Origin of the sequence: Aliiroseovarius subalbicans (genome assembly GCF_022678625.1) — a bacterium.
Lineage (GTDB): Bacteria > Pseudomonadota > Alphaproteobacteria > Rhodobacterales > Rhodobacteraceae > Aliiroseovarius_A > Aliiroseovarius_A subalbicans.
In genome coordinates this window covers 65,340-88,738 of sequence record NZ_JALBYQ010000001.1, presented here as the reverse complement: position 1 = coordinate 88,738, position 23,399 = coordinate 65,340, and the positions used below count along the sequence as shown (strand labels likewise).

Sequence of the window (23,399 nt, the reverse complement as noted above, 5' to 3'; positions counted from 1 at the left end):
GCGCAGTCAGCTGCCGTAAAGCACCGCCCAGCGGCTGATCAGTTGTTGCTGCAACCAACGTGATCGTCGGGCCCAGCCCGACGCCCCCTCGGGCCGCTCGCGGTCTGACCGCTTGATCCGGTTACGTCGCTCGACATCGCCGGTGAAGATCGCAAAGGCCAGTTTCGAGCCATCCGGCGCGTCCACGTATCCGGCCAGAGAGCTGACGAAGTTCAGCGTTCCGGTCTTGGCCCGGATCGCGTGGCGCGGGTTGGCAAAGGGTTTTCCCTGCGCATCCAACGGCCTGATTTCTTTCATCAAATTGTGAAGCGCGCCGTCTGGGCCCACCTTGACCAGCGCTTTCGCCATGTCGCTGGCCGACACCCGCGACCCATCGTTCAGCCCGCTATGATCCAGAAATTTCGCGTGTTTCGCACCCAGGTCCGCCTTGGCCCATTTGCTCATCGCACTGGCCGAAGCGCGTAGCGATCCGGGCTTGGCGCCACGTTCTTGGCTGGCCGACAGACCGATCACCTCGGCGGTCAGGTTGGTCGAGTATTTCAACATGCCGCGCGTGATCGTCGCCAGATCAGGGCTGTCGTGTGACACCAGCACCGATCCGGTGGGCGTCTTGCGGGATTCTCTGACCTTGGGCAGGCGCACCCCGTGTGCCCGCGCCAGAGCTTGAAACACCTCACCGGCATAAAGCGCCGGGTTGCGTACCGGAAGCCAACGCGACCCGCCATTGCCAAGCGCGCCCTGCGCCACGGTCCATTCATCCACGCCGCCCTTGCCAGCCGAATAAGTATAAACCGGCGTGGTTCGCGCCACGACGCGCATCTGCGCCATCGCAACCTCGGGTCGATGCTTTTCACTGCGCGCGTCCATTGCGACCGTGTACCCGGTGTTGGCCCGCTTCCATTCAAAATGCACCCGATTGTAATTCAGGTTCAGCCCCGACACGGACGGATTATATCCCAAATGGTCAGGCTGATCGTCATCGATCACCCGCTGATAGGGCAGCGCCCCATCATGCACCTGGAACTTGCCGGTGACGCCGACCACACCCAGCGCCTTCAACTGCCCGGCCATCGCGGCCAGTGCATCGGTGTCCAGCACCGGATCACCGCCGCCGGTCAACACCAGATCGCCTTGGATCACCCCGCCCTGCACCGGCCCCGTTGCCACCAGCCGCGTGGCAAAGCGATGCGTCGTGCCCAGCGCGCTCAGCCCATAAACCGCGGTCATCGCCTTGGCGACACTGGCGGGCGGCAGCGGAAGCAGCGGGTTGTGGGTCTCAAGCACCTGACCTGTTCGCGCATTGGCCACGACGAATCCGACCTTCCCGCCCAGCTGCGCCTGCGCGATCAGCCCTTCGGCCCCGGCCACCGCCCGCTTGGCGAAATCCGCTGCGCGACGTTGCGGGAAAGGAGAGGTCAACGGCGCCTCGGCCAACGCCGGGCTGGCCAGGGCTGCGCCCAGACCACCCAACAGAACCCGCCGTGAGATTTCGTATGTCATGACGGTGAGTTAACCGTCCCCGCGCCCGTGTGACAAGCCCGGAAAACCGGATGCAACGCCGCATCCCGGCGCCAATCCACAATCAAGCCTGCGCGTCAGCGCAGTCCGCTGGATCACACCCCCAATCGCCGCGCGCCCGAATGGCCGAAGAAGAATGATCCATCATCGGCACGTTCACCAGGCACCAGGCCGGGGCGTCCACCTCCGACAGCCGCGCCGCTTCACGACCGCTCAGTTGAAACCGCCGGAACCGCTGCGCCGCGATGGAACTGCGGGCAGCCCCGCGATCCCCCGGCCGGGCAATCACGCCCACCGGCACGTTCTGCATGATCCAGTCCCAGCGTTCCCAATGGTGAAATTCAGCCAGGTTGTCAGCCCCCATCAGCCAGACGAACCGCACACCGGGATAAAGGCCAAACAGCGCCTCCAGCGTCTCGGCGGTATACCGCGTCGCAGTTTTTGCCTCGAGATCCGTGACCTCGACCGCGGGATGAACCATCACCCGGCGTGCGCGCGTCATGCGGGCCGCCATCGGCGCAGGGCCATGCTCTTTCAACGGGTTTCCGGGGCTGACCAGCCACCAGACCCGGTCCAACCTGAAACGGCGCAAAGCCTCGTGGGTGACATGCACATGCCCCGCATGGGCCGGATCAAACGACCCGCCCAGCAGACCCACGACCTGCCCGGGCCGCGCGTATGGAATGTCATGGCGCATCTGCGCTCTCCCTCTGGGTCAAATCCCTTAAAGCGCGGCAATTGCCCTCGTCCAGCGAAATCGCTATCACCGCTTGAAACACGCATCACGGAGCATCTCAAATGGCAGCCTATCAATACGTCTATCACATGGACGGTGTGTCCAAGACCTATCCAGGTGGCAAGAAATGCTTTGAAAACATTCGCCTGTCTTTCCTGCCCGGTGTGAAAATCGGCGTCGTCGGCGTCAACGGCACCGGTAAATCGACCCTCATGCGCATCATGGCCGGGATCGACAAGGATTTCACCGGCGAAGCCTGGGCGGCTGAAGGCGCCAAGGTGGGCTACCTGCCGCAGGAACCGGAACTGGACCCGACGCTGGACGTGCGCGGCAACGTGATGCTGGGCGTGAAGGCGAAAAAGGACATCCTGGACCGTTATAACGAGCTGGCGATGAATTACTCGGATGAAACCGCCGAGGAGATGGCCGAGCTGCAGGACAAGATCGACGCCGAGAACCTGTGGGACCTCGACGCCCAGATCGACGTGTCGATGGAGGCGCTGCGCTGCCCCCCGGACGACGCCGACGTCAGCTCGCTGTCGGGCGGTGAAAAACGCCGCGTGGCGCTGTGCAAGCTGCTGCTGGAGCAGCCCGACATGCTGCTTTTGGACGAACCGACCAACCACCTGGACGCGGAAACCATCGCCTGGCTGCAACAGCACCTGATCGAATACAAAGGCACGATCCTGATCGTCACCCACGACCGCTATTTCCTGGATGACATCACCGGCTGGATCCTGGAGCTCGACCGCGGTCGCGGCATGCCCTACGAAGGCAATTACTCGGCCTGGTTGGAACAGAAAGCCAAGCGGCTGGAGCACGAGGCCCGCGAGGACAAGTCCAAGCAGAAAACGCTGGAGCGCGAACTGGAATGGATGCGTCAGGGCGCCAAGGCCCGGCAGGCGAAATCCAAGGCCCGGATCAGCGCCTATAACGACCTGGCCAACCAGTCCGAGCGCGAAAAGGTCGGCCGCGCCCAGATCGTCATCCCCAACGGCCCCCGCCTTGGCTCCAAAGTCATCGAGGTTGAGGGCCTGAAAAAACACATGGGCGACAAGCTTCTGGTCGAGGACCTGTCCTTCAGCCTGCCGCCGGGCGGCATCGTCGGCGTGATCGGCCCCAACGGCGCGGGTAAATCCACCCTGTTCAAAATGCTGACCGGGCAGGAGACACCCGATGCCGGCACGATCGAATACGGCGACACGGTGCAGCTGTCTTACGTCGACCAGTCGCGCGACGACCTGGCAGCAGACGCCACCGTATGGGAGGCGATCACCGGCGGCGCCGAGATCATCGCCCTGGGCGACGCGCAGGTGAACTCCCGCGCCTATTGCTCGTCCTTCAACTTCAAAGGCGGCGACCAGCAGAAAAAGGTCGGGCTGCTGTCGGGCGGCGAACGCAACCGCGTGCACATGGCGCGGCTTCTGAAAGAGGGCGGCAACGTGCTGCTGCTTGACGAACCCACCAACGACCTCGACGTCGAAACCTTGCGTGCGCTCGAAGACGCGCTGGTGGATTTCGCCGGCTGCGCCGTCGTCATCTCCCACGACCGCTTCTTCCTCGACCGCATCTGCACCCACATGCTCGCCTTCGAAGGCGACGCCCACGTGGAATGGTTCGAAGGCAACTTCGAGGATTACGAAGAGGACAAGAAACGCCGGTTGGGGGCAGATGCACTGGAGCCGAAGCGGTTGAAGTATAAGAAGTTTACGAGGTAACTGTTTGGCCCTGCCAAACTTTTGCAAGCGCGAAAGCGGGTTTTCGAAAGAAAATCCGCGGGCGTTGATAGGCGCAAGGAGATGGCTTGGTTACCATAGGGCAGATCAAAGAAAGGTTCCTTTCCGAGGCGTTTGGCTCACGATTGATGGACAACACCTTACGGGGCTTTTGGTGCGAATACATGTTGGCTGAAGCCCTTGGTCAAGAGTGCCAAACAGTCGGGCTTGGCTGGAACTTGTGGGATCTGCAAATCGGAAAGGCGACCGCCAGTTTTCCGGAAAGAATTCGCATTCAAGTAAAGAACAGCGCAAAAACCCAACCCTGGAACACTCGAACACAACGATTGTCCGAAACATCGTTCAAACTGGATTGGCGAAAAAAACCGGACTACTTTGATCGCGACTTCCCGAATGTCCAGTGCGAAACCGAAGGCTTCATGTGTGATCTCTTCATCCTCTGCCACCATGCCGAAGAGGACTTCACTACATCCGATCACCGGGACCCAACCCAATGGGAGTTCTACCTGCTCCCCACGCGCGGCGTGCATTCTGCAATCACACCGGCAGAATTAGACAGTTTACGTCGCGCAATCGCGACTGGGGCAAATCGATCTTCAACAATCCGGAGACCGACGACGTTGAATCGAGGGATTCGCGGGCGCCCCGCAATTGAAGCACTTTCAATTTCCGAACTCAGTTTGAACTTGATACGCGCGAGTTTCTAGGAAAGCGCCCGACCCTGGGCGGGACATGCCGTCAGGTCTTGTCTGGAATCTGAACCGGCTTCCCTCCCTCATCCAGCGCCACGAACACGAACACCCCTTCGGTGACCTTGTGGGCAGACCGGCCCCGGTCGCGTTCGGACCAGGCCTCCAGCGCGATGGACATGGACGTATTCCCGACTCGCGCGACTTCGCCGTAGATCGACAGCACGTCGCCCACTTGCACCGGCGAGATGAACGTCATTGCGTTGATCGCCACCGTGGCCACCCGCCCGCCGGCGCGTTCGGCCGCCAGGACGCCGCCGGCGATGTCCATCTGGCTCAGCACCCAGCCGCCGAAAATGTCGCCCGCCACGTTGGTGTCTTTCGGCATCGCCAATGTGCGCAGGATCGCCGCACGGTCCGGTTTGTCACTCATGCCTCGTCCTCCGTCTGGGCCACGTCGCGCAATTCGGTCAGCAGGTCGAGCAGCAGCTCCATCTTCTCCTCACCAAACGCGGTTTCCAGCCGTTTGTAGATATCCGCCGCCCGCCCGGCATGGGCATCATAAGCCTTTCGGCCCGCCGCGGTGATCTGCACCTTGCGGCGGCGCGCGTCGGCGTCTTCGACACGTTCGATCAACCCGCGTTCGCTCAGGTTCTTCAGGATCCGGCTCAGCGACGGCGGCATCAGCACGCACAGCTCGGCCAGCTCGCTTGCGGTGCGCGGTTTGCCCTCGCCCAGCACCCGGATCACGCGCCATTGCTGGACCGTCAGGCCGATCTTGTCGAGTTGCTGGCGAAACGGTTTCAGCGTCGCCTCGCGCGCATGGAGCAGCGCGATGGGCAGCGCCCGGTCAAGTTCTTTCATGATGTGCCTTTCGCGATCGCGGCATGGATGGTGGACCAGCTTTTGCGGCTGAACCGGCTTTGGATTTCCTGCACTTCCAGCGACAGGATGAAGGGCATATCGCCCAGCTGCGGGCGCAGCGCGGCCTCGACGTTGGCGTAAAGCTGATCGGCGATGGCCGACCGCGTTGCCTCATCGCGCCCCTGCCCCAGCCGCAGCACCATGTCGAGGAAATGGTATTCCCCGCTGCCGTCACCAACCGCATTCACATCGGCGCGATACCCGCGCACGCGAATGCCGCCGACCGCGCATTCCCCGGTTGAGATCAGCGCGTCACGCATGGTCACCGCCAACGCGTCCAAATCCGCGTGATTGCGCAGCCCGGCACTGTATTCAAAGCTCAGATGTGGCATCGGCTTCCCCTTTTCACCGCGAAGTTTAACCCGTTCACGAAGGGGGGGGAACCGGGTTTAAGGTCGCGGTATGGTGCCATCGTCCAGCCAGCCATCGAACACACTCAATGCGGCGTCCGAAAAGGCCGGATCGTTGATATGGGCGTTCAGCTCGACCAGCGTGACGTTGTCAGGGCAGCATTTGCGCAGCTCGGATTTGAACGCGTCAAACGCGTCCGCGTCCTGCAGCGGGCCGCCCGGTCGGTCCCATTCGTTGCCCCCCTGCGTCGGCAACAGAAACACCACCGGACCGCGTGCCTGCGCCAGCTGGGTGCACATTGCGCGCGCCATTTCACGGCGCTGGTCGGCGTTCATCATGACCGAGGACAAGAGCCGGTTGTGCGCGTGCAACTCCTGCCCCTGCAGTTTTGCCGGCGCCTCTTGCCAGCCCACGAAATCCACCAGGTCGTAGCAGCCGATCGAGACGATTTGTGGAATGCCGGACGCGCCCGCGTTGGTCATCCGGTCGGGCCCCGCGGAAATCGACGAACCCATGATGTGATTGCCCAGCTCCTGTGGGGCAAAATCCATCACCGCGGCAAAGGCGCCCTCGGCGGCCAGGCTTTCGAATGCCCGCCCGCCCATGCCAGTGGCGTGGAACACCGCGACCTCAAAGCCGCGCGCCTCAAGCGCCGGTTTCAGGCTGACCATATAGCGCAGCACGGTCTTGCCGAACGAGGTCATGCCGATCAAGGGCTTGTCAGCTTTCGGTTTTTCCACCGCGCGTGCCGCACCCAGAACCGCCCCTGCGGCCTGTGACAGCGACGCCTTGCAGACCGAATTCAAGCCGAAAAGCCCGCCCGCCCAGAGGATCATCTGGATATCCGCCGCAAGGCGTTCGGGCGGGATCAGCGGGCTGAAACTGACCGTCGAAACGACATATTTCGGCACCCCCACCGGCAAAGCCTGGCATAGGTCCAACGCCAGATCCGTGCCCATCGAGCCGCCCAGCACGATCACCCCGTCAAACACCCCGTCGCGGTATAGCCGAAGCGCCAGCGCGGCGGCCCCCTGCGCCATGATTTGCATCGCCAGGTTCTCATCGCCGCCATCAATCGCGGTCTGGATCGACGATCCACCAGCCTCGGCCACATCGTGTTTCGAATGGTCACAAGGGGCCGAGGGATCCCCCAGCACCGACACATCCATCGTCACCACGTCGCCGCCCTGCCCCCGGATCACATCCGCCAGGTAATTCAGCTCATCATCCTTGGTGTCATAGGTCCCGACGACCAAAATTGTCTTGTCGCTCATAGCTGCATCCACGCGGTTTTCAGGTCGAAATACTTGTCGAAGGCATGCAGGCTTTTGTCATGCCCGTTGCCCGATTGCTTGACGCCGCCCAGGGGAACCGTGCCGTCCGCGCCGCCATAGGTATTCACATGCACCACGCCCGCCTGCACGTCGCGCACCATGCGGTGCGCGCGGGAAAGGCCACTGGTCCAGACGCCCGCCGCCAGCCCGTATTGGGTGGAATTGGCGATCTGAACTGCCTCATCGTCCGTCTTGAACCGCGTTACCGCCAGCACCGGGCCGAACACCTCGTTCTGCGCCACGTTGTGCTGCGGTTGAACCCCGGTCAGCACCGTGGGCTCCATGTAATAGCCGCCGGTTTCTTCCATGACGCGCCCGCCGCCCAGCGCGATCTCGGCACCCTCCTCGACGGCCTTCGTCACGAAGCCCAGGTTACCCTCCAACTGCGGAAGGTTGTTCACCGCGCCGATATTGGTATTCAAATCCAATGGGTTGCCCACCGTCATCGCGCCAGCGTGCTTGGACAGCTCGGCCACGAAATCATCGTGAATGCTGTCTTCGACCAACAGGCGTGACCCCGCGACGCAGACCTGGCCCGCGTTGCGGAAGATCCCCGCCGCCGAGACCTTTGCCGCCTGCGCCAGATCCGGCGCGTCGGCGAATACGATGTTGGGGGATTTGCCGCCCAGCTCCAGGTAACAGCGCTTCAGGTTCGAGGCCGCTGAATACTGCAACAGCCGCCGCCCGACCCCGCCCGAGCCGGTGAAGACAAGCACGTCCACATCCATCGACATCGCCAGCGCCTCGCCCGCGACGGACCCCTGCCCGGTCACCACGTTAAACACGCCGTCCGGCATCCCGGCCTCAGACGCCAGCTCGGCCAGACGCAACAGGGTCAGCGACGCGGTCTCGGCCGGTTTCAACACCACTGAATTGCCCGCCGCCAGCGCGGGCGCCAGTTTCCAAGACCCAATCATCAGAGGGAAGTTCCACGGCACGATGGCCCCGACAACGCCGACCGGCGCTTTGTGCACAAGGCCCAGAACGTCGCCCGCCGTCGGGGCGATTTCGCCGTAAACCTTGTCGAGCGCCTCGGCGTAATACCGGAACGTGCCCGCCGCCGAGCCCGGTTCGGCCTTCAGCGCCATGCCGATCTCGGTCCCGTTGTCGCGCACGCCCAGAACCGCCAGCTCCAGCGCGTTTTTCTCGATCAGATCAGCAAGCCGATGCAACACCTTCTTGCGCCCCGCCGGCGCCATGCGCGACCAGCGCCCATCGTCGAACGCACGTCGCGCCGCAGCCACCGCGCGGTCCACATCTGCGGCAGACGCCCGTTCAATCGTTGTCAGCGTTTGTCCGTCGATCGGCGAGAGAACGTCGAGCGTCTCTCCCGCACCTTTTTGCCACGCTCCGTCAACAAAAAGTCCTTGCGGCGCGACAGGTTGGTTTCGAAGCTTATCGATGCGTGACTGGTCGACCATTCGTTGGCCTTTCTTTCTTTGCGGTCAAGCATGACACGGCGCAAATGCAGTGCCAGCACGAACAGAATCATCAGAAACAGGATCATCGCGATGGGACGATCAATGAAGTCATAGGGCGTCTTTACCCGCGCCATTGCGCTGCGCAGCTTCACCTCCATGATACCACCCAGGACCATGCCCAGGATGATCGGCACAATGGGCAGGTTCAGGCGTTTCAGGACGAAGCCCAGCACGCCGAACCCCGCCGCCAGCACGCAATCGGTGACCGAGTTGCGCAGCGAATAGACGCCGACGAAGGACAGGGTCAGGATGCAGACACCGAGGAACTTGTTGGGAATTTTGACGACTTTTATCAAATGGTTGGTGGCGATCAGCAGGAAGATCACCACCAGCACGTTCAGGACCAGAAGCGCGATGTAGAGCGCCACGACAAAGTCCATGTCGTTCTGGAACAGCTGCGGGCCGGGGATCACGTTGTGCACGTAGAACACGCTCAGCATCATCGCCGTCAGAGCCTCGCCGGGGATGCCCAGCGCCAGAAGCGGCACCATCGCGGCGGCGGGCACCGCGTTGTTCGCCGTCTCGGCAGCGATCAGACCTTCACTGGACCCATGCCCGAAATCCTCGGGCCGTTTCGAGGTTTTGGCGGCATAGGTGTAGGACATGAATTGCGCGGTGAACTCCCCCACGCCGGGGATCATCCCCATGATCACGCCGAAACTGGCCGAGGCGCCCGCGATGCGCGGGTGACGGGCCAGTTCGCGAAAGCCTTGAAAGAAGGAACCTTTCATCTTGGTCAGCCGGATTTTTTCGTCGTCGCCATGCAGCAGGATGAAAGCCTGCGACAGCGCGAAAAGCCCCAGCACGACGACGATCAGGTTCACCCCACCCGACAACCAGCTTTGATCGAATGTATAACGTTTCGAGTAACTTGCCGGGTGCAGGCCGATCGTGTTCAGCCAGATGCCGAAACAGGCCATCGCCGCCGCGATCAACGTGTGTTTACGGTGCGCAGTGACGACCAGGATGATGCCCAGAAGGGCGGCCAGAAAGATCTCGCGCGACCCGAACATGGGCGCGACCTTGGCCAGCACCGGGGCAAAGAAGATCAGGCAGATGACGCTGAAAATGCCGCCGAAAAAGGACGCGGAATACGCCAGCGACAGCGCGCGCCGCGCCTCGCCCCGCGTGGTCATTGGGTAACCGTCATAGGTGGTCAGCGCGTTCACCGCCGTGCCCGGCGTATTGATCAGGATCGCGGGGATCGAGCCGCCATACATCGAGCTGCCATAGATGCCCAAAAGCACCGTCAGCCCGACAATCGGGTCCATGCTGAAGGTTGCGGGCAACAGGATCGCAATCGCCACCGCCGGGCCGACGCCGGGAATGGCGCCAATCAGCACCCCGCCGACCGAGCCGACCAAAAGCGCCAGCACCACGTCCCAGCGCATGAGGATACCGGCGCTGGAGTGCATCTGGGCGAAGAAGTCGAGGATCAGGTCCATGCGCGCCTCAGAAATTCAGGATGAAGAAGTTGCGCAGCGCGCCGGGCAGGTATTCATACAGCGCCGCGCCGGGGATCTTCACCTGCAAGAAGCTTTTGAACACCACGACGACGACAAAGCCGAACACCACCGACGACCACAACAGCAAACGCGAGCGATAGCCGATGCGCCAGGTCAGCAGCGGGGCAAAGACCAGCGTCACCGGCAGATAGCCGATCAGCGGCACCAGAAAGACATAGGCCAGGAACCACCCGGCCCATTCCAGCACCGACAGCCAGGCCTTGGCCTCTTTCCAGTCCATCTTGTGCAGATAGAGGTAACTGATACGCAGCGTTGCCAGCAAGAACACGAAAGGGGCAGCCAGAACCGGGCCCAGCCACAGGGCCAGCCCCCCTGCGATCACCGCCCAGGCCAGGCTTTCGGCCCATTGCAGCCAATCGGCTTCACGCATCCAGCGCGGCAAGCGGCGTTCGCGGCGCGGCAGGTTCCAGTAATGCAGCGCGGTGAACAGCACCATGCCGCCGACCCCGATCCCCGGCCAGAACCGTGGCTGGGCGAAGAAGTCCTTACCTTTCAGCCACTTCGTCTGATCGCCAATAGCCGCCAGAAGCAACGTTGCACAAATGAGGAAAAGCGCTGCGAACAGCACCTGGCCCCGCTTGGGCAGCTTCGGGTCGTCGGAAATCTCGCTCATACCAGCGCCTTGAAAACGCGGGGCCAGGTCATACCCGGCCCCGCTTTTGGGTTAGTTGCCCAGGATGCCGCCGATCACGGCGCCGGTGGCCTTGTCGCCCTCGATCCGGGCGGCCGAGGCTTCGGCATCCATCCAGTAGACCAGCGCGCCGGTTTCCGTGGCGACGGCCTGCGCGCGGTCGCTCATCACCGTTTTCTCGGCAACGGCGGCAATCTTGTCACGCACGTCCTGCGGCGTGTCCTTGTGCACAAACAGACCGTTCCACAGCGCGATATCCAGGCTCTCGTCCAGCTCGCCGATCGTCGGCGTGTCAGGCACCAGGCTGATGCGCGTGTCGGTGATCGCGGTCAGGACTTTCACGCTGTCCAAGCAGGGCAGGATCAGCTGCAGCGTCGTGTTGATCACATCCGCATCGCCCGAGGCCAGCGTGTTGCAATCCAGCGCATCAAACGCCGCGTCCGAGCCCCATTCGAAACCCGCGTTCACCGCATAGGCCTTGGTCACCTGGGTCGGCGTCAGCACGTCACCGAAATGGCCCAGCGCCACGTCGTTGTCTTTCGCATGTGCCGCCAGCTCTTCCATCGTGGAATAGGGCGCGTCGCCCGAGGTGGCGATCACGAAGGGATAGGTCAGGAAAATTCCAATCGGCTCAAAGACTTCGTCGGCCAGTTCGTCGATGCCGATCTCATGCCCGATCACCGGAACAGCGGGCACGAACGAGCCGATGGTATAGCCATCAGCCGGCGCGGTCGCCACGTCGATGGCACCGGGGAACGGGCCACCGCCGCCACCGGGCTTGTTCACCACCGCCGCCGATACACCGTATTCCGTCTGAAAATCCTCGGCGATCATCCGCGTCAGCACGTCCTCCAGGTCACCGGGGGGCCACGGCACGATGAAGCTTACCGGCTTTTCGGGGTAATCCGCCGCGGCGGGTCCGGCCAGCGCGGCCATGGTCAGCGCCATCGCGCCACCCAGAAGTTTGGTCTTGGTCATGACAATCTCCCTGTTTCGTCACGTCTTGTGTGCGGTTCATTATTTGAACCGTCGGTTCTAAAATAGATTGACAGAGCCGGGCCGAGTCTGTCAACAAAATTAACATGTGAAACGAAACGGCGCGCGGTCCGGCCCGCCCACGCCCTGAGACCGACCTGAAAGATCCCATGGGAACAACGTCCAAAGCCCTGTCTTTGCTCAGCTTTTTTAGCCGCGCGCGCGCCTCAATCGGGCTCAGCGATATGGCGCGCCTGTCGGGGATGAACAAGGCGACTGCGCACCGGTTGCTGTCGGAACTGGCGGATCAAGGATTCGTCGAACAGACCGGAACGGGGCGCGAATACAGGCTTGGCCCGGCCGTCCTACGCCTTGCGGCCCTGCGTGAAAACACCGTCCCGATGCGCGACATGGCAATGCAGGTGTTGACCGATCTCAGCGCGGCGACGGGCGAAACCGCGCATATGTCGGTGCTGTCGGGCGACGTGCTGTCCTCGATCGCCTATACCTATGCCCATGCCCATGGCACAATGGTGATGATGGAGGACGCCGAGGTTCTGACCCTTCACGCCACCGGCTCTGGGCTTGCGGTTCTGGCTTTTTCCGACCCCGGCTTCGTTGACCAAGCCCTGGCGCGCCCGCTTGCCGCGCGCACACGACACACGGAAACCGACCCGGCGGCGATCCGCGCCTTGCTGCCCGGCATTCGCGCGCGCGGCTTTGCCACCTCGGTCGGTGGTTTCGAAGAGGACGTACATTCCCACGCCGCCCCGGTGTTCGATGCACAAAGCCGTTGCATTGGCGCGGTGGCTGTCGCGGCCCCGGTGTCACGTATGACCAACGCCTTGCGCGACAGCATTCAGGCTGAACTCCTGACCCGGACAACACATCTGACACGACTTCTCGGGGGCTTTCTGCCTTCCACTTTTCCAACATTTGAACCGCAGGTCACCCTGCAGAAAGGCGCCTGACATGAAGGATTCGAACTTCCTCAAGGAAAAGAATGCCAAATCACTCTGGCACCCGATGGCCCACCCGGCCGACAGCCTGGCCAACCCGCCCACCATCGTCACCGGCGCCTCAGGGGTGCGAATCGTCGATGTGGACGGACACGAAACCGTCGATGGCGTTGGTGGTTTATGGAACGTGAACCTGGGCTTTTCCTGCCAACCGGTAAAAGACGCAATAGCGGCCCAGCTGGACGCCCTGCCCTATTATTCCACTTTCCGCGGCACCAGCAATGATGCGGTGATCGAGCTGGCCGAAGAGCTGCGCGATTTCTTCGCCCCGGATGGACTTTCCCGCGCCTTCTTTACCTCGGGCGGCAGCGACAGCGTCGAAACCGCACTGCGGCTGGCACGGCAATACCACAAGGTGCGCGGCGAACCAGCCCGCACCAAGTTCCTGAGCTTGAAGAAGGGCTATCACGGCACCCATTTCGGCGGCGCATCCGTGAATGGCAACGCCAATTTCCGCACCGCCTATGAGCCGCTTTTGGCTGGCTGCCACCATATCCCTGCGCCCTACACCTACCGCAACCCGTTCAACGAAACCGACCCGGAAAAGCTGGCGCAACTGTGCCTGGCCGCGCTGGAGGACGAGATTGCCTTTCAGGACGCGGGCACCATCGCCGCTTTCATCATGGAACCGGTCCTGGGTGCGGGCGGCGTCATCCCGCCGCACGAAAGCTTCATGCCCGGCGTGCGTGAAATCTGTGACCGCAACGGCATCCTGCTGATCGCCGATGAGGTCATCACCGCCTTCGGTCGCACCGGGTCCTGGTCCGGGTCGCGCCACTGGGGCGTGCAGCCCGACATGATGTGCACCGCCAAGGCCATCACCAACGGCTATTTCCCGTTCGGCGCGGTGATGATCGCGGACAAGGTGGTCGAGGTGTTCGAACAGGACACAACTGGAAAAGCGGCGATCGGCCACGGCTATACCTATTCCGGTCACCCTGTGGGGGCCGCCGCCGCGCTGGCCTGCCTGGCTGAAACCAAGCGCCTGAAAGTAAACGAGAATGCCGCGTCCCGTGGCGCCGAGCTGCACGCAGGCCTTCTGGCTCTACAACAGGATTTCGACGTCATCGGCGACGTCCGCGGCGGACACGGGCTGATGTGCGCGATGGAGCTTGTGTCGGACCGCGTCACCAAGGCGTCCATCGACAAGAAAAGCATCGGCACGCTGCAAGAGGTCACCTATCAAAACGGCGCTATGGTGCGCGTGTCCGGCCCGAACGTGATCCTGTCACCGCCGCTGGTTCTGACCTCGGACGATGTGCAAGTCATTCTCACAGCCCTGCGCAAAGGCTTCGACGCGCTCTGAGGCCAAAAGCGCGGGGTCGGCTGACCCCATCTCCCCTTCCCCTTCAGGGGGAGGGTCAGGGAGGGGGTTTTACCAAACGCCCTGCGCGCCGCAGGCGCCCCTTCGGATCACACGAAGTAGACGTAGAAATCCCGCAGCCCGTCGCCTTCAAGGTCGCGGGTTTTGATGACTTCCTTACGCTTCATGAAAATGTGGTTGTCGACCAGAAGTCGCCCAACCGCATCGCCCAGCACCGTATCGGCCTCAAGGTCGTTCATCGCGCGCTTAAGATCGACAGCGGTGCCTTCTTTCGCGTCCGTGCGTTCGAACCCGTCGCCAGTTTCCATCGGGCCAAGCGCGTAACCGTTCTCGACCCCCAGAAGTGCTGCCTGAAGCACCGCCGCGACCGCCGTATACGGGTTCGCCGAGGCATCCGCCATCCGGTGTTCCAACCGGGATTTTGCACCCCCCTCACCGGAAATGCGCGTGGTGACACAGCGATGATCGCCGCCCCAATTGCGCCAGTATCCCGACAGGATTCCCGGCTGCATACGCTGATACGAATTCGCGGTCGGCGCCAGCAATCCAGCCAACCCCTTGTGGTGCTGCATCAGGCCCGCGATGCAGCCACGCGCCAGATCGTTCATGTGCTCAGGCCCACCCACGGGACCGTTGTCCAACGCGTTGTTCCCGGCCTCATCTCCAAACGAGAAGTTGATGTGCATGCCCGACCCACCGGCCTCGGCAATCGGTTTCGGGAGGAAGGTCAGCACCACACCATGTTCCAGCGCGACCTCACGCGCCATCTGGCGAAACAGCACGATGTCATCCACCGCCTTCACAGCCTCATCAAAGGTCAGCGTCATCTCGAACTGCGGGCTGTCATATTCCGCCGTGATCATGTCGACGTTGAAACCCAGGTCATCGGCGCGCTCCCAGATGTCATCGGTAAAGCGCAAGGGGTCCGTGAACGGTCCGGTGCCATAAACCACGCCGCCCGGCGCATCGTAAGGCACCAACCGCCCCTGTTCATTGCCGACCAGAGCATAACATTCCAGCTCGATCCCCACCTTGGGCACCAGCCCGCGCGCACCCCAGGCCGCGCAGGCGCGTTTCAGTGCCCCGCGTCCGTCCAGCGCCAATGGTTCACCATCCGCGTCGTAAAGATCGCCCAGCACCACCTTGGTCGCCCGTTCCCAGCCGTCGCGGATGTCTTCATCGCGCCAGCGCAGTTCCATGTCCGGCAGGCCCTGCATCATCATCGCACCCGGAGCGTCCAGCAGGTCCTTGTCGTAATGCACCCCATAGGTCGAGCGGCAGAACCGCGTGTCGCCATCGCCGATCTTGCCATTGGGCAGGTATTTCCCCCGCATGATGCTCAGGTGATCGCACCACATGGCGCGCAGCCGGTCTTTCATGTCTCTCTCCCTGTTCGCAAATTACAGACGCGTCATGCGCACCGGCAATTCCTTGATCCCGCCCACGAAGTTTGAGCGCAGGAACTTGTGGTCGCCGTTCGGCTCGACCAGTTTGACGCGTTTCGCCAGTTCTTCAAACAATACCCGCACTTCCAGCCGGGCCAGGTGCATGCCCAGACAGACATGCGGGCCGCCCTGGCCAAAGGACATGTGCTTGTTCGGACTGCGGGTCAGGTCCACCCGGAAAGGGTCGTCAAACACGCGCTCATCGCGGTTTGCCGAGGCCCACCAGAACAGCACCTTGTCGCCCTCGCGGATCGTCTTGCCGTGCATTTCGTGGTCACGCGTCGCGGTGCGGCGGAAATACAGCGCGGGCGTAGCCCAGCGGATGATTTCATCGGCCATCGTGCCCCAAATCTCTCCGCCCGCCTGCAACTGCCCCAAAAGCTCGGGCTGATGCGCCAGCGCCTGAATGCCTGCCGCGATCGAGTATCGCGTGGTGTCATTGCCCGCCGCCACCAACAGACAGAAGAAGTTGCGGAACTCCTGCTCGGGCATTACATGCCCGTCGCGGTTGGGTTGCAGGATCATGTGCAGCACCCCGTCCGTGTCGCCTTCGCGGTTCTTTTTCGCCATCAACTCTTTGGCATAGTCGAACAGCTCGGCCCCCGCCGGGCTGTTGAACGGCATCATTCGGTAGGCATCAGTCTCCAACTTATCCAGCACATGGTCGGTGAAATCCGGATCGGTGTTGGCAATCAGCGCATCGCCTTTTTCGACCAGCCACGGCAGGTCTTCCTTGGGCGTGCCAAGGATCTGACCCAGCATCAACATCGGCAATTGCCGTGCGATGATTTTGGTCGCGTCAAATTCGCCCATCTCAAGCGCCTGATCCAGGATAGGGCCGCAAAGGTCGCGAATTTGACCCTCGAACCCGGCCACGACGGGGCGGGAGAACGCTTTGCCCACCTGCATCCGGGTTTTCAGATGCTCGGGTGGGTCGGTTTCCTGAAAGGTGCGGCGCGCCAGGTATTCCTCATAGGTCTGGTCTTCCATTCGGATGCCGCGTGCGGAGGACATCAACCTGTAATCCACGTTCAGCGCGGTGATGTCTTCGTGCCGGGTGACGCTCCAGAACCCTTTACCGCCGTCCCAGTCAGTCCAGTGCAACGGATCTTCATCGCGCAACCGTTTGAACGTGTTGTGCGGTACCCCGTTCACGAACGTGTCGTGGCTGGACAGATCTGCCTGTCCATCGTCCGTTGGTGCCCAGACGGTCATGCGCGCCTCCCTGTTTTTCAGTTGAGTATTGTTTGCGCGTTCGAAAATATTTTATATAACAAGTTAAATATGTAAAGCGGAGAAATCATGCGCCTTGCCATTCTGATGTCGAATACCGATGAAAGCGCCTTTGCCCAGACGCATCCGAAGGACGGGGACAAGTGGCAGGCGCTGTTGTCCCCGCTCTGCCCTGACTGCACCTTCAGCGTCTATTCGGTGAAGGACAGGGAATTTCCCGTGGATGAGACAGAATACGACGGCTGGATCATCACCGGCAGCCCGGCCTCGGTGCATGACCTGGACCCCTGGCTGGAACAGCTGTTCGCGCTGATCCGCCGGATCGTGGCGCGCAAAACACCGCTGTTCGGCGCCTGTTTCGGGCACCAGGCCATCGCCCTAGCCCTGGGGGGCGCAGTGGCGCCGAACCCGAACGGCTGGGTCTTCGGCTCAACTGAAACCCACGTGCACGCACCCGCCCCTTGGATGCACCCTGGCCCCCTGCGCCAATACGCGGCGCATGTGGAGCAGGTCACACAGTTGCCCAACGGCGCGACGATCACGATGGAAAATGCCGACTGTCCGATCGGCGGCTTTGTCATTGGCGATCACGTGTTCACCACGCAATACCACCCGGAAATGAGTACCGATTTCATCGCCGCCCTGATCGAGGAACTTGCGGATCAGAAACCACCCGAAGTAATCGCGCATGCCCGCGCATCACTGCCGTCGGGGGCGGACAATCAACGCTTTGCCGGCTGGATCATGGATTTCCTGCGCCGCGCCTGACAGGGGTTGCACCGCCTCATCACGCGCTAACGCGCGCTCTTCGGCGTCGCGGCAAGCTCGCTTCGCTCGCCATGGTATCCGGTGGCCTCGCGACGCTCGGCCTAAAGCGCCGCCAGAAGGTCCATCACCGTTACCCGGTCGAACTGCACGTGCCGCGCCATGTAATTCTCGGCCGCCGCCGCCTGGCGCGAGGTGATCAGACGGGCCAGTTCCCGGTGTTCGCGCGCGCTGTCGGCAATTGCGCCCGCATAGTGATAGCGCGCGCGGTAGTAGGCCAGCAGCTTGCGCGCATTCATCTTGATCATCTCAAGCAGAAACGGATTGCCCGACGCTTCGGCCACCACTTTGTGAAACTGAAGGTTCAGCTGATAATACCCGTCCGGGTCGCTGTCGCCCTTCTCTTCGGCATGGGTTTCGCAGGCCGCAACGACCTCTTCCAGACGCAGCGCATCCGCCGCCGACATGCGCCGCGCGGCAAGCCCTGCGGCCTGGCCTTCCAGCTTGGCATGCACTTCGAGGATCGCCAGGAACTCTTCCAGCGTGGGGCGAAACAGCGTCGCCCCCTTGCGCGGCTGGCGCTGCACCAGCCCCATCGCCTCCAACCGCAAAAGCGCCTCGCGCAGCGGCGTGCGCGACACGCCGTAGCGCGCCATCAACGCAGGTTCGTCGATCGCATCGCCCGGGTTCAGCTCGCCCTTGTCGATGCCGTCCAGAATGGTTGTGAGGAGTGTATCTGTCTGTCCTGCCATGGGGGGCAGTTAACCCGGGCGCAGCCGCCCGGGCAAGTCTCTTGGCGTAAGATCAGTGCTTGCCTTTCCACGGCACGAGAATTTTCTCAGCCTTGCGCATCAGAATGTCGATGCCATAGCCGATCACCCCGATCAGGATGATGCCCATGATCACGATATCGGTCAGCTGGAACCGCGCGGCGACCATGATCATCATGCCCGCGCCCTTTTCCGCAGCCACAAGTTCGGCGGCCACAACCGTGCCCCAGCACACGCCCATCGCAACCCGTGCGCCGGTGAAGATCTCGGGCAGCGAGTTGGGCACGATCACGTGCATCATCAACTGGCGTTTGGACGCGCCCAGCGAATAGGCCGCGTGCACCTTGGTGATGTTCACGCCGCTCACCCCGGCCCGCGCGGCGATCGTCATGATCCAAAGCGCGGCCAGGAACAGCAGGATGATCTTGCCGGTCTCGCCGATGCCGAACCAAATGATGATCAGCGGGATCAGCGCGAGCGGTGGCACCGGGCGCATGAACTCGACAATCGGGTCGAACCAGCCACGGAACCAGTCGCTCAGCCCCATCGCATAGCCCAGCGGGATGCCGATCAGCGCGCCAAAGATGAATCCCGCGATCACGCGGATCAGCGACCAGCCCAGATGCTCCCACAAGGTGAAGTTCTGATACCCATTCTTGGCAATGTCGATGGTGCGTTTCACCACCGCTTCGGGCGAAGGCAGCCAGATCGGCTCCATCTGCCAGCCCTTTGCGGGGGCGAAGGACAGCGTGCCCTTGGTGGTCATCGTCACCGTGCCATCACCAACGCGCACGCTTTCCCCCGGCGCAATCGGCTGGCCATCGACGGCAATGACAGCCATCCCGGCATCACGACCCAAATCGTCGTTCTTGTCGACACGGATCAAGCCCGAGCGCCAGGTGCCAATCTCGGCCCGGTCGTCCTTGGCAAACCCGTCGCCCGGCGCGATCTCGGCAAGGTCTACCTCGACCCCCGGACGCTGCACCGAAACGAACACCGTTGCATCATCCGATTGCGACCCATCCGACACCGTATAGGTGAACGAGGTTTCGCCCTCAAACGGTCCCGGCGCGTGGACCGGCACGATGCTGGAGCCGGTGAAAGCGCCCCAGATCAGAAAGATCGTGAGAACCGAGATGATCGACGCCGCCCGATTGGCGCGCACGGCGGTTTCATCGCCGAAGGTCACCGTTTTCAACGAGGTGAAATCGTGGCGCGCGGTCATTTTGGCCGCCACAGCCTTGACCACGAAATAGGCGACCACAAAAATCGCAATGTAAATCAGAAGGATAATCATGCTGCGTCCTCCGAGCGGCCCATGATTTCCTCTTCCATGTCCCAGATCATCGACAGGATCTCTTCGCGTTTCTCACCGAAGTCGGGGTCTTTTTTCACGTCCCGCAAGTCCATGTCGACGCCCATGTCAGCAAATGGCAAGTTGTATTCCTTGTGGATGCGGCCGGGGCGCGGCGCCATCACCAACAGGCGTTCGCCCAGCAGCAGTGCCTCTTCGACCGAGTGGGTGATCAGGATGATCGTCTTGCCGGTCTCTTTCCACAGCTTCAGCACCAGGCCTTGCATCTTTTCGCGCGTCAGCGCGTCAAGCGCGCCCAGCGGTTCGTCCATCAAGATGACGTCGGGGTCGTTGGCCAGACAGCGGGCCAGGGCCACACGCTGTTGCATCCCGCCGGACAATTCGTAAACGCTCTTTTCCTTGAAATCGCCCAGGCCGGTCACATCCAGCAAATGGTCGACATGTTCGGCCCACTGGGCCTCTTTCTGGCCGCGCATCCGCGGGCCGAAGCTGACGTTCTCGCGCACGCTCATCCATTCGAACAGGGCGCCTTGCTGAAACACCATGCCGCGTTCGGCGTCGGGGCCGGTCACCAGGTGGCCGTTCAGCTCGATCTGCCCGCCAGTGGGGGCCAGAAAGCCCGCAACGATGTTCAAAAGCGTGGTCTTGCCGCAGCCCGACGGGCCCAGCACGCTCATCAGCTCGCCTTCTTTCAGGTCAAGCGATACGTCTTCCAGCGCCTGCACATGCCCACCATTCGGAAGGTCGAAGCGCATCGAGATGCCTTGGATGGAAATCCCGCTCATCGGGCTCTCCTTTCGTAATTTGAGGAAACGGGGCGTGGGGGCCCGGCGGCAGGGATCCGCCGCCGGACATGTCTTGGTCGCGCAGCTTACATGCTGCCAGCGGCCTCAAGCGGGCCGGTGTTGACCGCAGCGTCATAGCTGTCCAGCGCCGAGTCGATCGAGCCTGCGCCAACAAAGACGTCCGCGACGCCCTTCATGAAGCTCTGCGCCGTGCCACCCAACCAGGCTCCGCCCAGCTGCTCTTCCACCGTCGGGAAGGCGAAGGTGTCAATCGTGGCGGCAGTGGCCTCCATGTCCATGCCCGCATCCTGTGCGATCACCGGCAGCATTTCATCGCGGTTGGCCGCATCGGCCCACATCGCGTTTGCCTTGGCGGTCACGGCCAGGAACTTGGCCACGGTTTCCGAGTTCTCGGCGACATAAGAGGCCGACGCGGTGGTGGCGTCGAACACCAGGATGCCCAGCTCTTCCTTCTCGGCCCCGGTCAGAAGCACATTGCCGTGTTCCTTCATCCGGCGCAGCGAACCACCCCAGCCACAGGCCATGTCAACCGCACCCTGCGCCAGCGCAGCCGCGCCTTCCGGCGGGTTCATGTTGACGATGTCCAGCCCGCCGATGTCCACGCCAAAGTGGTTCATCTGGCTCAGGAAACCATAATGCGCAGCGGTACCCAGCGGCACGGCCACTTTCTTGCCGGCCAGGTCGCCTGCGCTGTCCTTGTCGATCTCAAGCGCTTCGGCCACGACGCAGTTGTCGTTTTCGGAATAGCTGACCGCCACGTCGACGATCTGCAGGTCCTGCCCACCAGACACGGCCACCACGAAGGGCGGAACGCCCTGGCTGACCGAAAGGTGCACGTCGCCCGACGCCATCGCCGCCGACATTTCCGTGCCCGACCCGAAGGCGCGCCAGGTGACGGTCCCGCCCAGGGCTTCGTCATACATGCCTTTGACCTTGGCATATTGGAACGGCATCGGCCATTCCAGGAAATAGGCCACGGTGATGTCCTCGGCCGCGGCAGCATTGCCCAGAAGTGCGAGCGCTGCAGCACCCAGAAGTTTGGATTTCAGTTTCATGCGTTTCTCCCTGTTGAAGTCTCAAGACCCCGGTTTGACCCGGGTTCGCGTTTGCCGGATTTGCCCGGTCACTGAGGGAAAGCGTATGGCAAAGCGTCAACGGATCAACGATTTTCTGCCTGACCCCGGTAGAGAAAATGCTGCTTCCCCCTTGTTCTTTCTCGACTCCACCCAGAAACCTTCTTTATTTGTCAGTTACTTGAACAAAACAGGATGAAAAACGCCGCGCGTAAATATCCGCCGACTGGACTCAATCAAGAAACAGAACTGGCCCTATCGCCAATGCCCCGATTCCGTGTCTTAATATGATCATAAACTGGGTTTCTCTACGCGACCCGCACCCTCACCATGATCGGAGACCCCCATGGACGGCAGCCCGAACGATCTAAGCCATGTTGTTGAAGCCGACAAAGCCCACGTTTGGCACCACTTGACGCAACACAAGCCGTTCGAAACTTCGGACCCGCGCGTGATTGTCGAAGGCAAGGGCATGCGCGTGTGGGACCAGAACGGCAAGGAATACCTGGACGCCGTGTCCGGCGGTGTCTGGACTGTGAACGTCGGCTATGGCCGCGAAAGCATCGCCAATGCGGTGCGCGACCAGCTGATCAAACTGAACTATTTCGCAGGCTCCGCCGGGTCGATCCCGGGTGCGCTGTTCGCCGAAAAGCTGATTTCCAAGATGCCGGGCATGACCCGCGTCTATCAGACCAATTCCGGAACCGAGGCCAATGAAAAGGCCTTCAAGATGGTGCGCCAGATCTCGCACAAACTGTATGGCGGCAAGAAATCCAAGATCCTGTATCGCGACCGCGACTACCACGGATCCTCCATCGCCGCGATGTCGGCGGGCGGCCAGGATGAACGCAACATGCAATACGGCCCCTTCGTGCCGGACTTCGTGCGTGTGCCGCACTGCATGGAATACCGCGCCCAGCAGGGTTGGGACGAAAGCGCCGAAAGCTACGGCGAATACGCGGCCAACCTGATCGAAGAGGTGATCCTGCGCGAGGGGCCCGAAACGGTCGGCGCGCTGTGCCTGGAGCCGGTGACCGCAGGCGGCGGCGTGATCGAAGCACCCAACGGCTACTGGCCGCGGGTGCAGGAGATCTGCCGCAAATACGACATCCTGTTGCACATCGACGAGGTCGTCTGCGGTGTGGGGCGCACCGGCACCGAATGGTTCGGCTACCAGCACTATGGCATCGAGCCTGACTTCGTCACCATGGCGAAGGGCGTGGCCTCGGGCTATGCCGCGATTGCCTGCTGCGTGACGTCCGAGCGCGTGTTCGACATGTTCAAGGACGACGCCAGCGATCCGCTGAACTACTTCCGCGACATCTCGACCTTCGGGGGCTGCACCGCAGGCCCGGCGGCGGCGCTGGAAAACATCCGCATCATCGAGGACGAGGACCTGTTGGCCAACACCACTGCGATGGGCGACCGGATGAAGTCCAACCTGCAAGGTCTTATGGAGAAACACAAAGTCATCGGCGACGTGCGCGGCAAGGGGCTGTTCATTGGCGCCGAGCTGGTCAGTGATCGCGCCACCAAGGAACCAGTCAGCGAAGCGCAGGTCGGCCAGGTTGTTGGCGATTGCGGCGCTCAGGGTGTCATCATCGGCGCCACCAACCGCTCGGTCCCCGGCTTCAACAACACGCTGTGCTTCAGCCCCGCGCTGATCTCAACCGCCGATGACATCGACGAGATTTGCGAAGCCGTTGACAAGGCACTGAGCAAGGTTTTCGGCTGACCCCTCCCGTTCG

22 protein-coding genes are annotated in these 23,399 nt (G+C 62.1%); 6 read left to right on the top strand and 16 right to left on the bottom strand.

What is annotated here, in order from left to right; genetic code table 11:
• Window positions 1-6: 6 nt before the first annotated feature.
• Together dacB and MN188_RS00410 are read right to left on the bottom strand one after the other, a co-directional pair.
• Window positions 7-1,500, bottom strand: a complete 1,494-nt coding sequence (gene dacB / locus MN188_RS00415) for a D-alanyl-D-alanine carboxypeptidase/D-alanyl-D-alanine endopeptidase (protein WP_242104817.1) — start codon at window positions 1,498-1,500, stop codon at window positions 7-9.
• A gap of 82 nt (window positions 1,501-1,582) precedes the next feature.
• On the bottom strand, window positions 1,583-2,215 hold the full coding sequence (locus MN188_RS00410) for a nicotinate-nucleotide adenylyltransferase (RefSeq protein WP_242104816.1): 633 nt from the start codon (window positions 2,213-2,215) through the stop codon (window positions 1,583-1,585).
• Between the two features lie 101 nt (window positions 2,216-2,316).
• On the opposite strand from MN188_RS00410, the gene ettA reads away from it, so the two are divergent.
• Together ettA and MN188_RS00400 are read left to right on the top strand one after the other, a co-directional pair.
• Complete coding sequence (gene ettA, locus MN188_RS00405; protein ID WP_242104815.1) at window positions 2,317-3,972, top strand: energy-dependent translational throttle protein EttA; 1,656 nt, start codon at window positions 2,317-2,319, stop codon at window positions 3,970-3,972.
• A 182-nt stretch (window positions 3,973-4,154) separates the two neighbouring features.
• Window positions 4,155-4,697: a hypothetical protein gene (locus MN188_RS00400; protein ID WP_242104814.1), complete on the top strand. Its 543-nt coding sequence runs from the start codon at window positions 4,155-4,157 to the stop codon at window positions 4,695-4,697.
• A 31-nt stretch (window positions 4,698-4,728) separates the two neighbouring features.
• On the opposite strand, the gene MN188_RS00395 is transcribed toward MN188_RS00400, so the two are convergent.
• Genes MN188_RS00395 through MN188_RS00360 form a run of 8 tightly spaced genes read right to left on the bottom strand, consistent with a single transcriptional unit; the run spans window position 4,729 to window position 11,904 of the window.
• Window positions 4,729-5,112 carry an acyl-CoA thioesterase gene (locus tag MN188_RS00395; RefSeq protein ID WP_242104813.1) on the bottom strand — a complete coding sequence of 128 codons (384 nt, stop codon included), beginning with the start codon at window positions 5,110-5,112 and terminating at the stop codon, window positions 4,729-4,731.
• Window positions 5,109-5,543: a MarR family transcriptional regulator gene (locus tag MN188_RS00390; protein ID WP_242104812.1), complete on the bottom strand. Its 435-nt coding sequence runs from the start codon at window positions 5,541-5,543 to the stop codon at window positions 5,109-5,111. Before MN188_RS00390 ends, MN188_RS00395 begins: the two co-directional genes overlap by 4 nt.
• A complete protein-coding gene (locus tag MN188_RS00385) occupies window positions 5,540-5,935 on the bottom strand; it encodes a 5-carboxymethyl-2-hydroxymuconate Delta-isomerase (RefSeq protein ID WP_242104811.1) in 396 nt (131 codons plus the stop codon). The genes MN188_RS00390 and MN188_RS00385 overlap by 4 nt, the downstream gene beginning before the upstream one ends.
• 57 nt (window positions 5,936-5,992) lie before the next feature.
• A complete protein-coding gene (locus MN188_RS00380) occupies window positions 5,993-7,228 on the bottom strand; it encodes a Tm-1-like ATP-binding domain-containing protein (RefSeq protein ID WP_242104810.1) in 1,236 nt (411 codons plus the stop codon).
• Window positions 7,225-8,592 carry an aldehyde dehydrogenase family protein gene (locus MN188_RS00375; RefSeq protein ID WP_242107306.1) on the bottom strand — a complete coding sequence of 456 codons (1,368 nt, stop codon included), beginning with the start codon at window positions 8,590-8,592 and terminating at the stop codon, window positions 7,225-7,227. Before MN188_RS00375 ends, MN188_RS00380 begins: the two co-directional genes overlap by 4 nt.
• On the bottom strand, window positions 8,574-10,214 hold the full coding sequence (locus MN188_RS00370; protein ID WP_242104809.1) for a tripartite tricarboxylate transporter permease: 1,641 nt from the start codon (window positions 10,212-10,214) through the stop codon (window positions 8,574-8,576). The genes MN188_RS00375 and MN188_RS00370 overlap by 19 nt, the downstream gene beginning before the upstream one ends.
• 7 nt (window positions 10,215-10,221) lie before the next feature.
• Window positions 10,222-10,908 carry a tripartite tricarboxylate transporter TctB family protein gene (locus tag MN188_RS00365; protein WP_242104808.1) on the bottom strand — a complete coding sequence of 229 codons (687 nt, stop codon included), beginning with the start codon at window positions 10,906-10,908 and terminating at the stop codon, window positions 10,222-10,224.
• Between the two features lie 51 nt (window positions 10,909-10,959).
• Window positions 10,960-11,904 carry a tripartite tricarboxylate transporter substrate-binding protein gene (locus MN188_RS00360; RefSeq protein WP_242104807.1) on the bottom strand — a complete coding sequence of 315 codons (945 nt, stop codon included), beginning with the start codon at window positions 11,902-11,904 and terminating at the stop codon, window positions 10,960-10,962.
• Window positions 11,905-12,071: 167 nt separating this feature from the next.
• Here MN188_RS00360 and MN188_RS00355 point away from each other — a divergent pair, with 167 nt between their 5' ends.
• Both MN188_RS00355 and MN188_RS00350 read left to right on the top strand, forming a co-directional pair.
• Window positions 12,072-12,872 (top strand): IclR family transcriptional regulator, encoded by an 801-nt coding sequence (locus tag MN188_RS00355; RefSeq protein WP_242104806.1) that lies wholly within the window; start codon window positions 12,072-12,074, stop codon window positions 12,870-12,872.
• A gap of 1 nt (window position 12,873) precedes the next feature.
• Window positions 12,874-14,226, top strand: a complete 1,353-nt coding sequence (locus tag MN188_RS00350; RefSeq protein WP_242104805.1) for an aspartate aminotransferase family protein — start codon at window positions 12,874-12,876, stop codon at window positions 14,224-14,226.
• 107 nt (window positions 14,227-14,333) lie between these two features.
• On the opposite strand, the gene MN188_RS00345 is transcribed toward MN188_RS00350, so the two are convergent.
• The gene (locus tag MN188_RS00345) at window positions 14,334-15,623 is read right to left on the bottom strand and encodes a type I glutamate--ammonia ligase (protein WP_242104804.1); all 1,290 of its coding nucleotides are present in this window, start codon (window positions 15,621-15,623) and stop codon (window positions 14,334-14,336) included.
• A 21-nt stretch (window positions 15,624-15,644) separates the two neighbouring features.
• Entirely contained in the window at window positions 15,645-16,904 is a 1,260-nt protein-coding gene (locus MN188_RS00340; protein WP_242104803.1) for a cytochrome P450, read from the bottom strand.
• 87 nt (window positions 16,905-16,991) lie between these two features.
• Here MN188_RS00340 and MN188_RS00335 point away from each other — a divergent pair, with 87 nt between their 5' ends.
• Window positions 16,992-17,690 carry a type 1 glutamine amidotransferase gene (locus MN188_RS00335; RefSeq protein ID WP_242104802.1) on the top strand — a complete coding sequence of 233 codons (699 nt, stop codon included), beginning with the start codon at window positions 16,992-16,994 and terminating at the stop codon, window positions 17,688-17,690.
• Between the two features lie 101 nt (window positions 17,691-17,791).
• Here the strand turns inward: MN188_RS00335 and MN188_RS00330 are convergent, their stop codons facing one another.
• From MN188_RS00330 to MN188_RS00315, 4 genes are all read right to left on the bottom strand, one after another.
• The gene (locus tag MN188_RS00330) at window positions 17,792-18,439 is read right to left on the bottom strand and encodes a GntR family transcriptional regulator (protein ID WP_242104801.1); all 648 of its coding nucleotides are present in this window, start codon (window positions 18,437-18,439) and stop codon (window positions 17,792-17,794) included.
• A 52-nt stretch (window positions 18,440-18,491) separates the two neighbouring features.
• Entirely contained in the window at window positions 18,492-19,754 is a 1,263-nt protein-coding gene (locus tag MN188_RS00325; RefSeq protein ID WP_242104800.1) for an ABC transporter permease subunit, read from the bottom strand.
• Window positions 19,751-20,557 carry a taurine ABC transporter ATP-binding protein gene (locus MN188_RS00320; RefSeq protein WP_242104799.1) on the bottom strand — a complete coding sequence of 269 codons (807 nt, stop codon included), beginning with the start codon at window positions 20,555-20,557 and terminating at the stop codon, window positions 19,751-19,753. Before MN188_RS00320 ends, MN188_RS00325 begins: the two co-directional genes overlap by 4 nt.
• 86 nt (window positions 20,558-20,643) lie before the next feature.
• Window positions 20,644-21,633, bottom strand: a complete 990-nt coding sequence (locus MN188_RS00315) for a taurine ABC transporter substrate-binding protein (protein ID WP_242104798.1) — start codon at window positions 21,631-21,633, stop codon at window positions 20,644-20,646.
• A 364-nt stretch (window positions 21,634-21,997) separates the two neighbouring features.
• Between MN188_RS00315 and MN188_RS00310 the strand changes: the two genes are divergently transcribed.
• On the top strand, window positions 21,998-23,386 hold the full coding sequence (locus MN188_RS00310; protein ID WP_242104797.1) for an aminotransferase family protein: 1,389 nt from the start codon (window positions 21,998-22,000) through the stop codon (window positions 23,384-23,386).
• Window positions 23,387-23,399 lie beyond the last annotated feature (13 nt).

What these genes read in the sequence shown, in the direction of transcription:
- dacB (WP_242104817.1), bottom strand. Translation starts at nt 1,500, where the DNA reads ATGACATACGAAATCTCACGGCGGGTTCTGTTGGGTGGTCTGGGCGCA.
- MN188_RS00410 (WP_242104816.1), bottom strand. Translation starts at nt 2,215, where the DNA reads ATGCGCCATGACATTCCATACGCGCGGCCCGGGCAGGTCGTGGGTCTG.
- ettA (WP_242104815.1), top strand. Translation starts at nt 2,317, where the DNA reads ATGGCAGCCTATCAATACGTCTATCACATGGACGGTGTGTCCAAGACC.
- MN188_RS00400 (WP_242104814.1), top strand. Translation starts at nt 4,155, where the DNA reads ATGTTGGCTGAAGCCCTTGGTCAAGAGTGCCAAACAGTCGGGCTTGGC.
- MN188_RS00395 (WP_242104813.1), bottom strand. Translation starts at nt 5,112, where the DNA reads ATGAGTGACAAACCGGACCGTGCGGCGATCCTGCGCACATTGGCGATG.
- MN188_RS00390 (WP_242104812.1), bottom strand. Translation starts at nt 5,543, where the DNA reads ATGAAAGAACTTGACCGGGCGCTGCCCATCGCGCTGCTCCATGCGCGC.
- MN188_RS00385 (WP_242104811.1), bottom strand. Translation starts at nt 5,935, where the DNA reads ATGCCACATCTGAGCTTTGAATACAGTGCCGGGCTGCGCAATCACGCG.
- MN188_RS00380 (WP_242104810.1), bottom strand. Translation starts at nt 7,228, where the DNA reads ATGAGCGACAAGACAATTTTGGTCGTCGGGACCTATGACACCAAGGAT.
- MN188_RS00370 (WP_242104809.1), bottom strand. Translation starts at nt 10,214, where the DNA reads ATGGACCTGATCCTCGACTTCTTCGCCCAGATGCACTCCAGCGCCGGT.
- MN188_RS00365 (WP_242104808.1), bottom strand. Translation starts at nt 10,908, where the DNA reads ATGAGCGAGATTTCCGACGACCCGAAGCTGCCCAAGCGGGGCCAGGTG.
- MN188_RS00360 (WP_242104807.1), bottom strand. Translation starts at nt 11,904, where the DNA reads ATGACCAAGACCAAACTTCTGGGTGGCGCGATGGCGCTGACCATGGCC.
- MN188_RS00355 (WP_242104806.1), top strand. Translation starts at nt 12,072, where the DNA reads ATGGGAACAACGTCCAAAGCCCTGTCTTTGCTCAGCTTTTTTAGCCGC.
- MN188_RS00350 (WP_242104805.1), top strand. Translation starts at nt 12,874, where the DNA reads ATGAAGGATTCGAACTTCCTCAAGGAAAAGAATGCCAAATCACTCTGG.
- MN188_RS00345 (WP_242104804.1), bottom strand. Translation starts at nt 15,623, where the DNA reads ATGAAAGACCGGCTGCGCGCCATGTGGTGCGATCACCTGAGCATCATG.
- MN188_RS00340 (WP_242104803.1), bottom strand. Translation starts at nt 16,904, where the DNA reads ATGACCGTCTGGGCACCAACGGACGATGGACAGGCAGATCTGTCCAGC.
- MN188_RS00335 (WP_242104802.1), top strand. Translation starts at nt 16,992, where the DNA reads ATGCGCCTTGCCATTCTGATGTCGAATACCGATGAAAGCGCCTTTGCC.
- MN188_RS00330 (WP_242104801.1), bottom strand. Translation starts at nt 18,439, where the DNA reads ATGGCAGGACAGACAGATACACTCCTCACAACCATTCTGGACGGCATC.
- MN188_RS00325 (WP_242104800.1), bottom strand. Translation starts at nt 19,754, where the DNA reads ATGATTATCCTTCTGATTTACATTGCGATTTTTGTGGTCGCCTATTTC.
- MN188_RS00320 (WP_242104799.1), bottom strand. Translation starts at nt 20,557, where the DNA reads ATGAGCGGGATTTCCATCCAAGGCATCTCGATGCGCTTCGACCTTCCG.
- MN188_RS00315 (WP_242104798.1), bottom strand. Translation starts at nt 21,633, where the DNA reads ATGAAACTGAAATCCAAACTTCTGGGTGCTGCAGCGCTCGCACTTCTG.
- MN188_RS00310 (WP_242104797.1), top strand. Translation starts at nt 21,998, where the DNA reads ATGGACGGCAGCCCGAACGATCTAAGCCATGTTGTTGAAGCCGACAAA.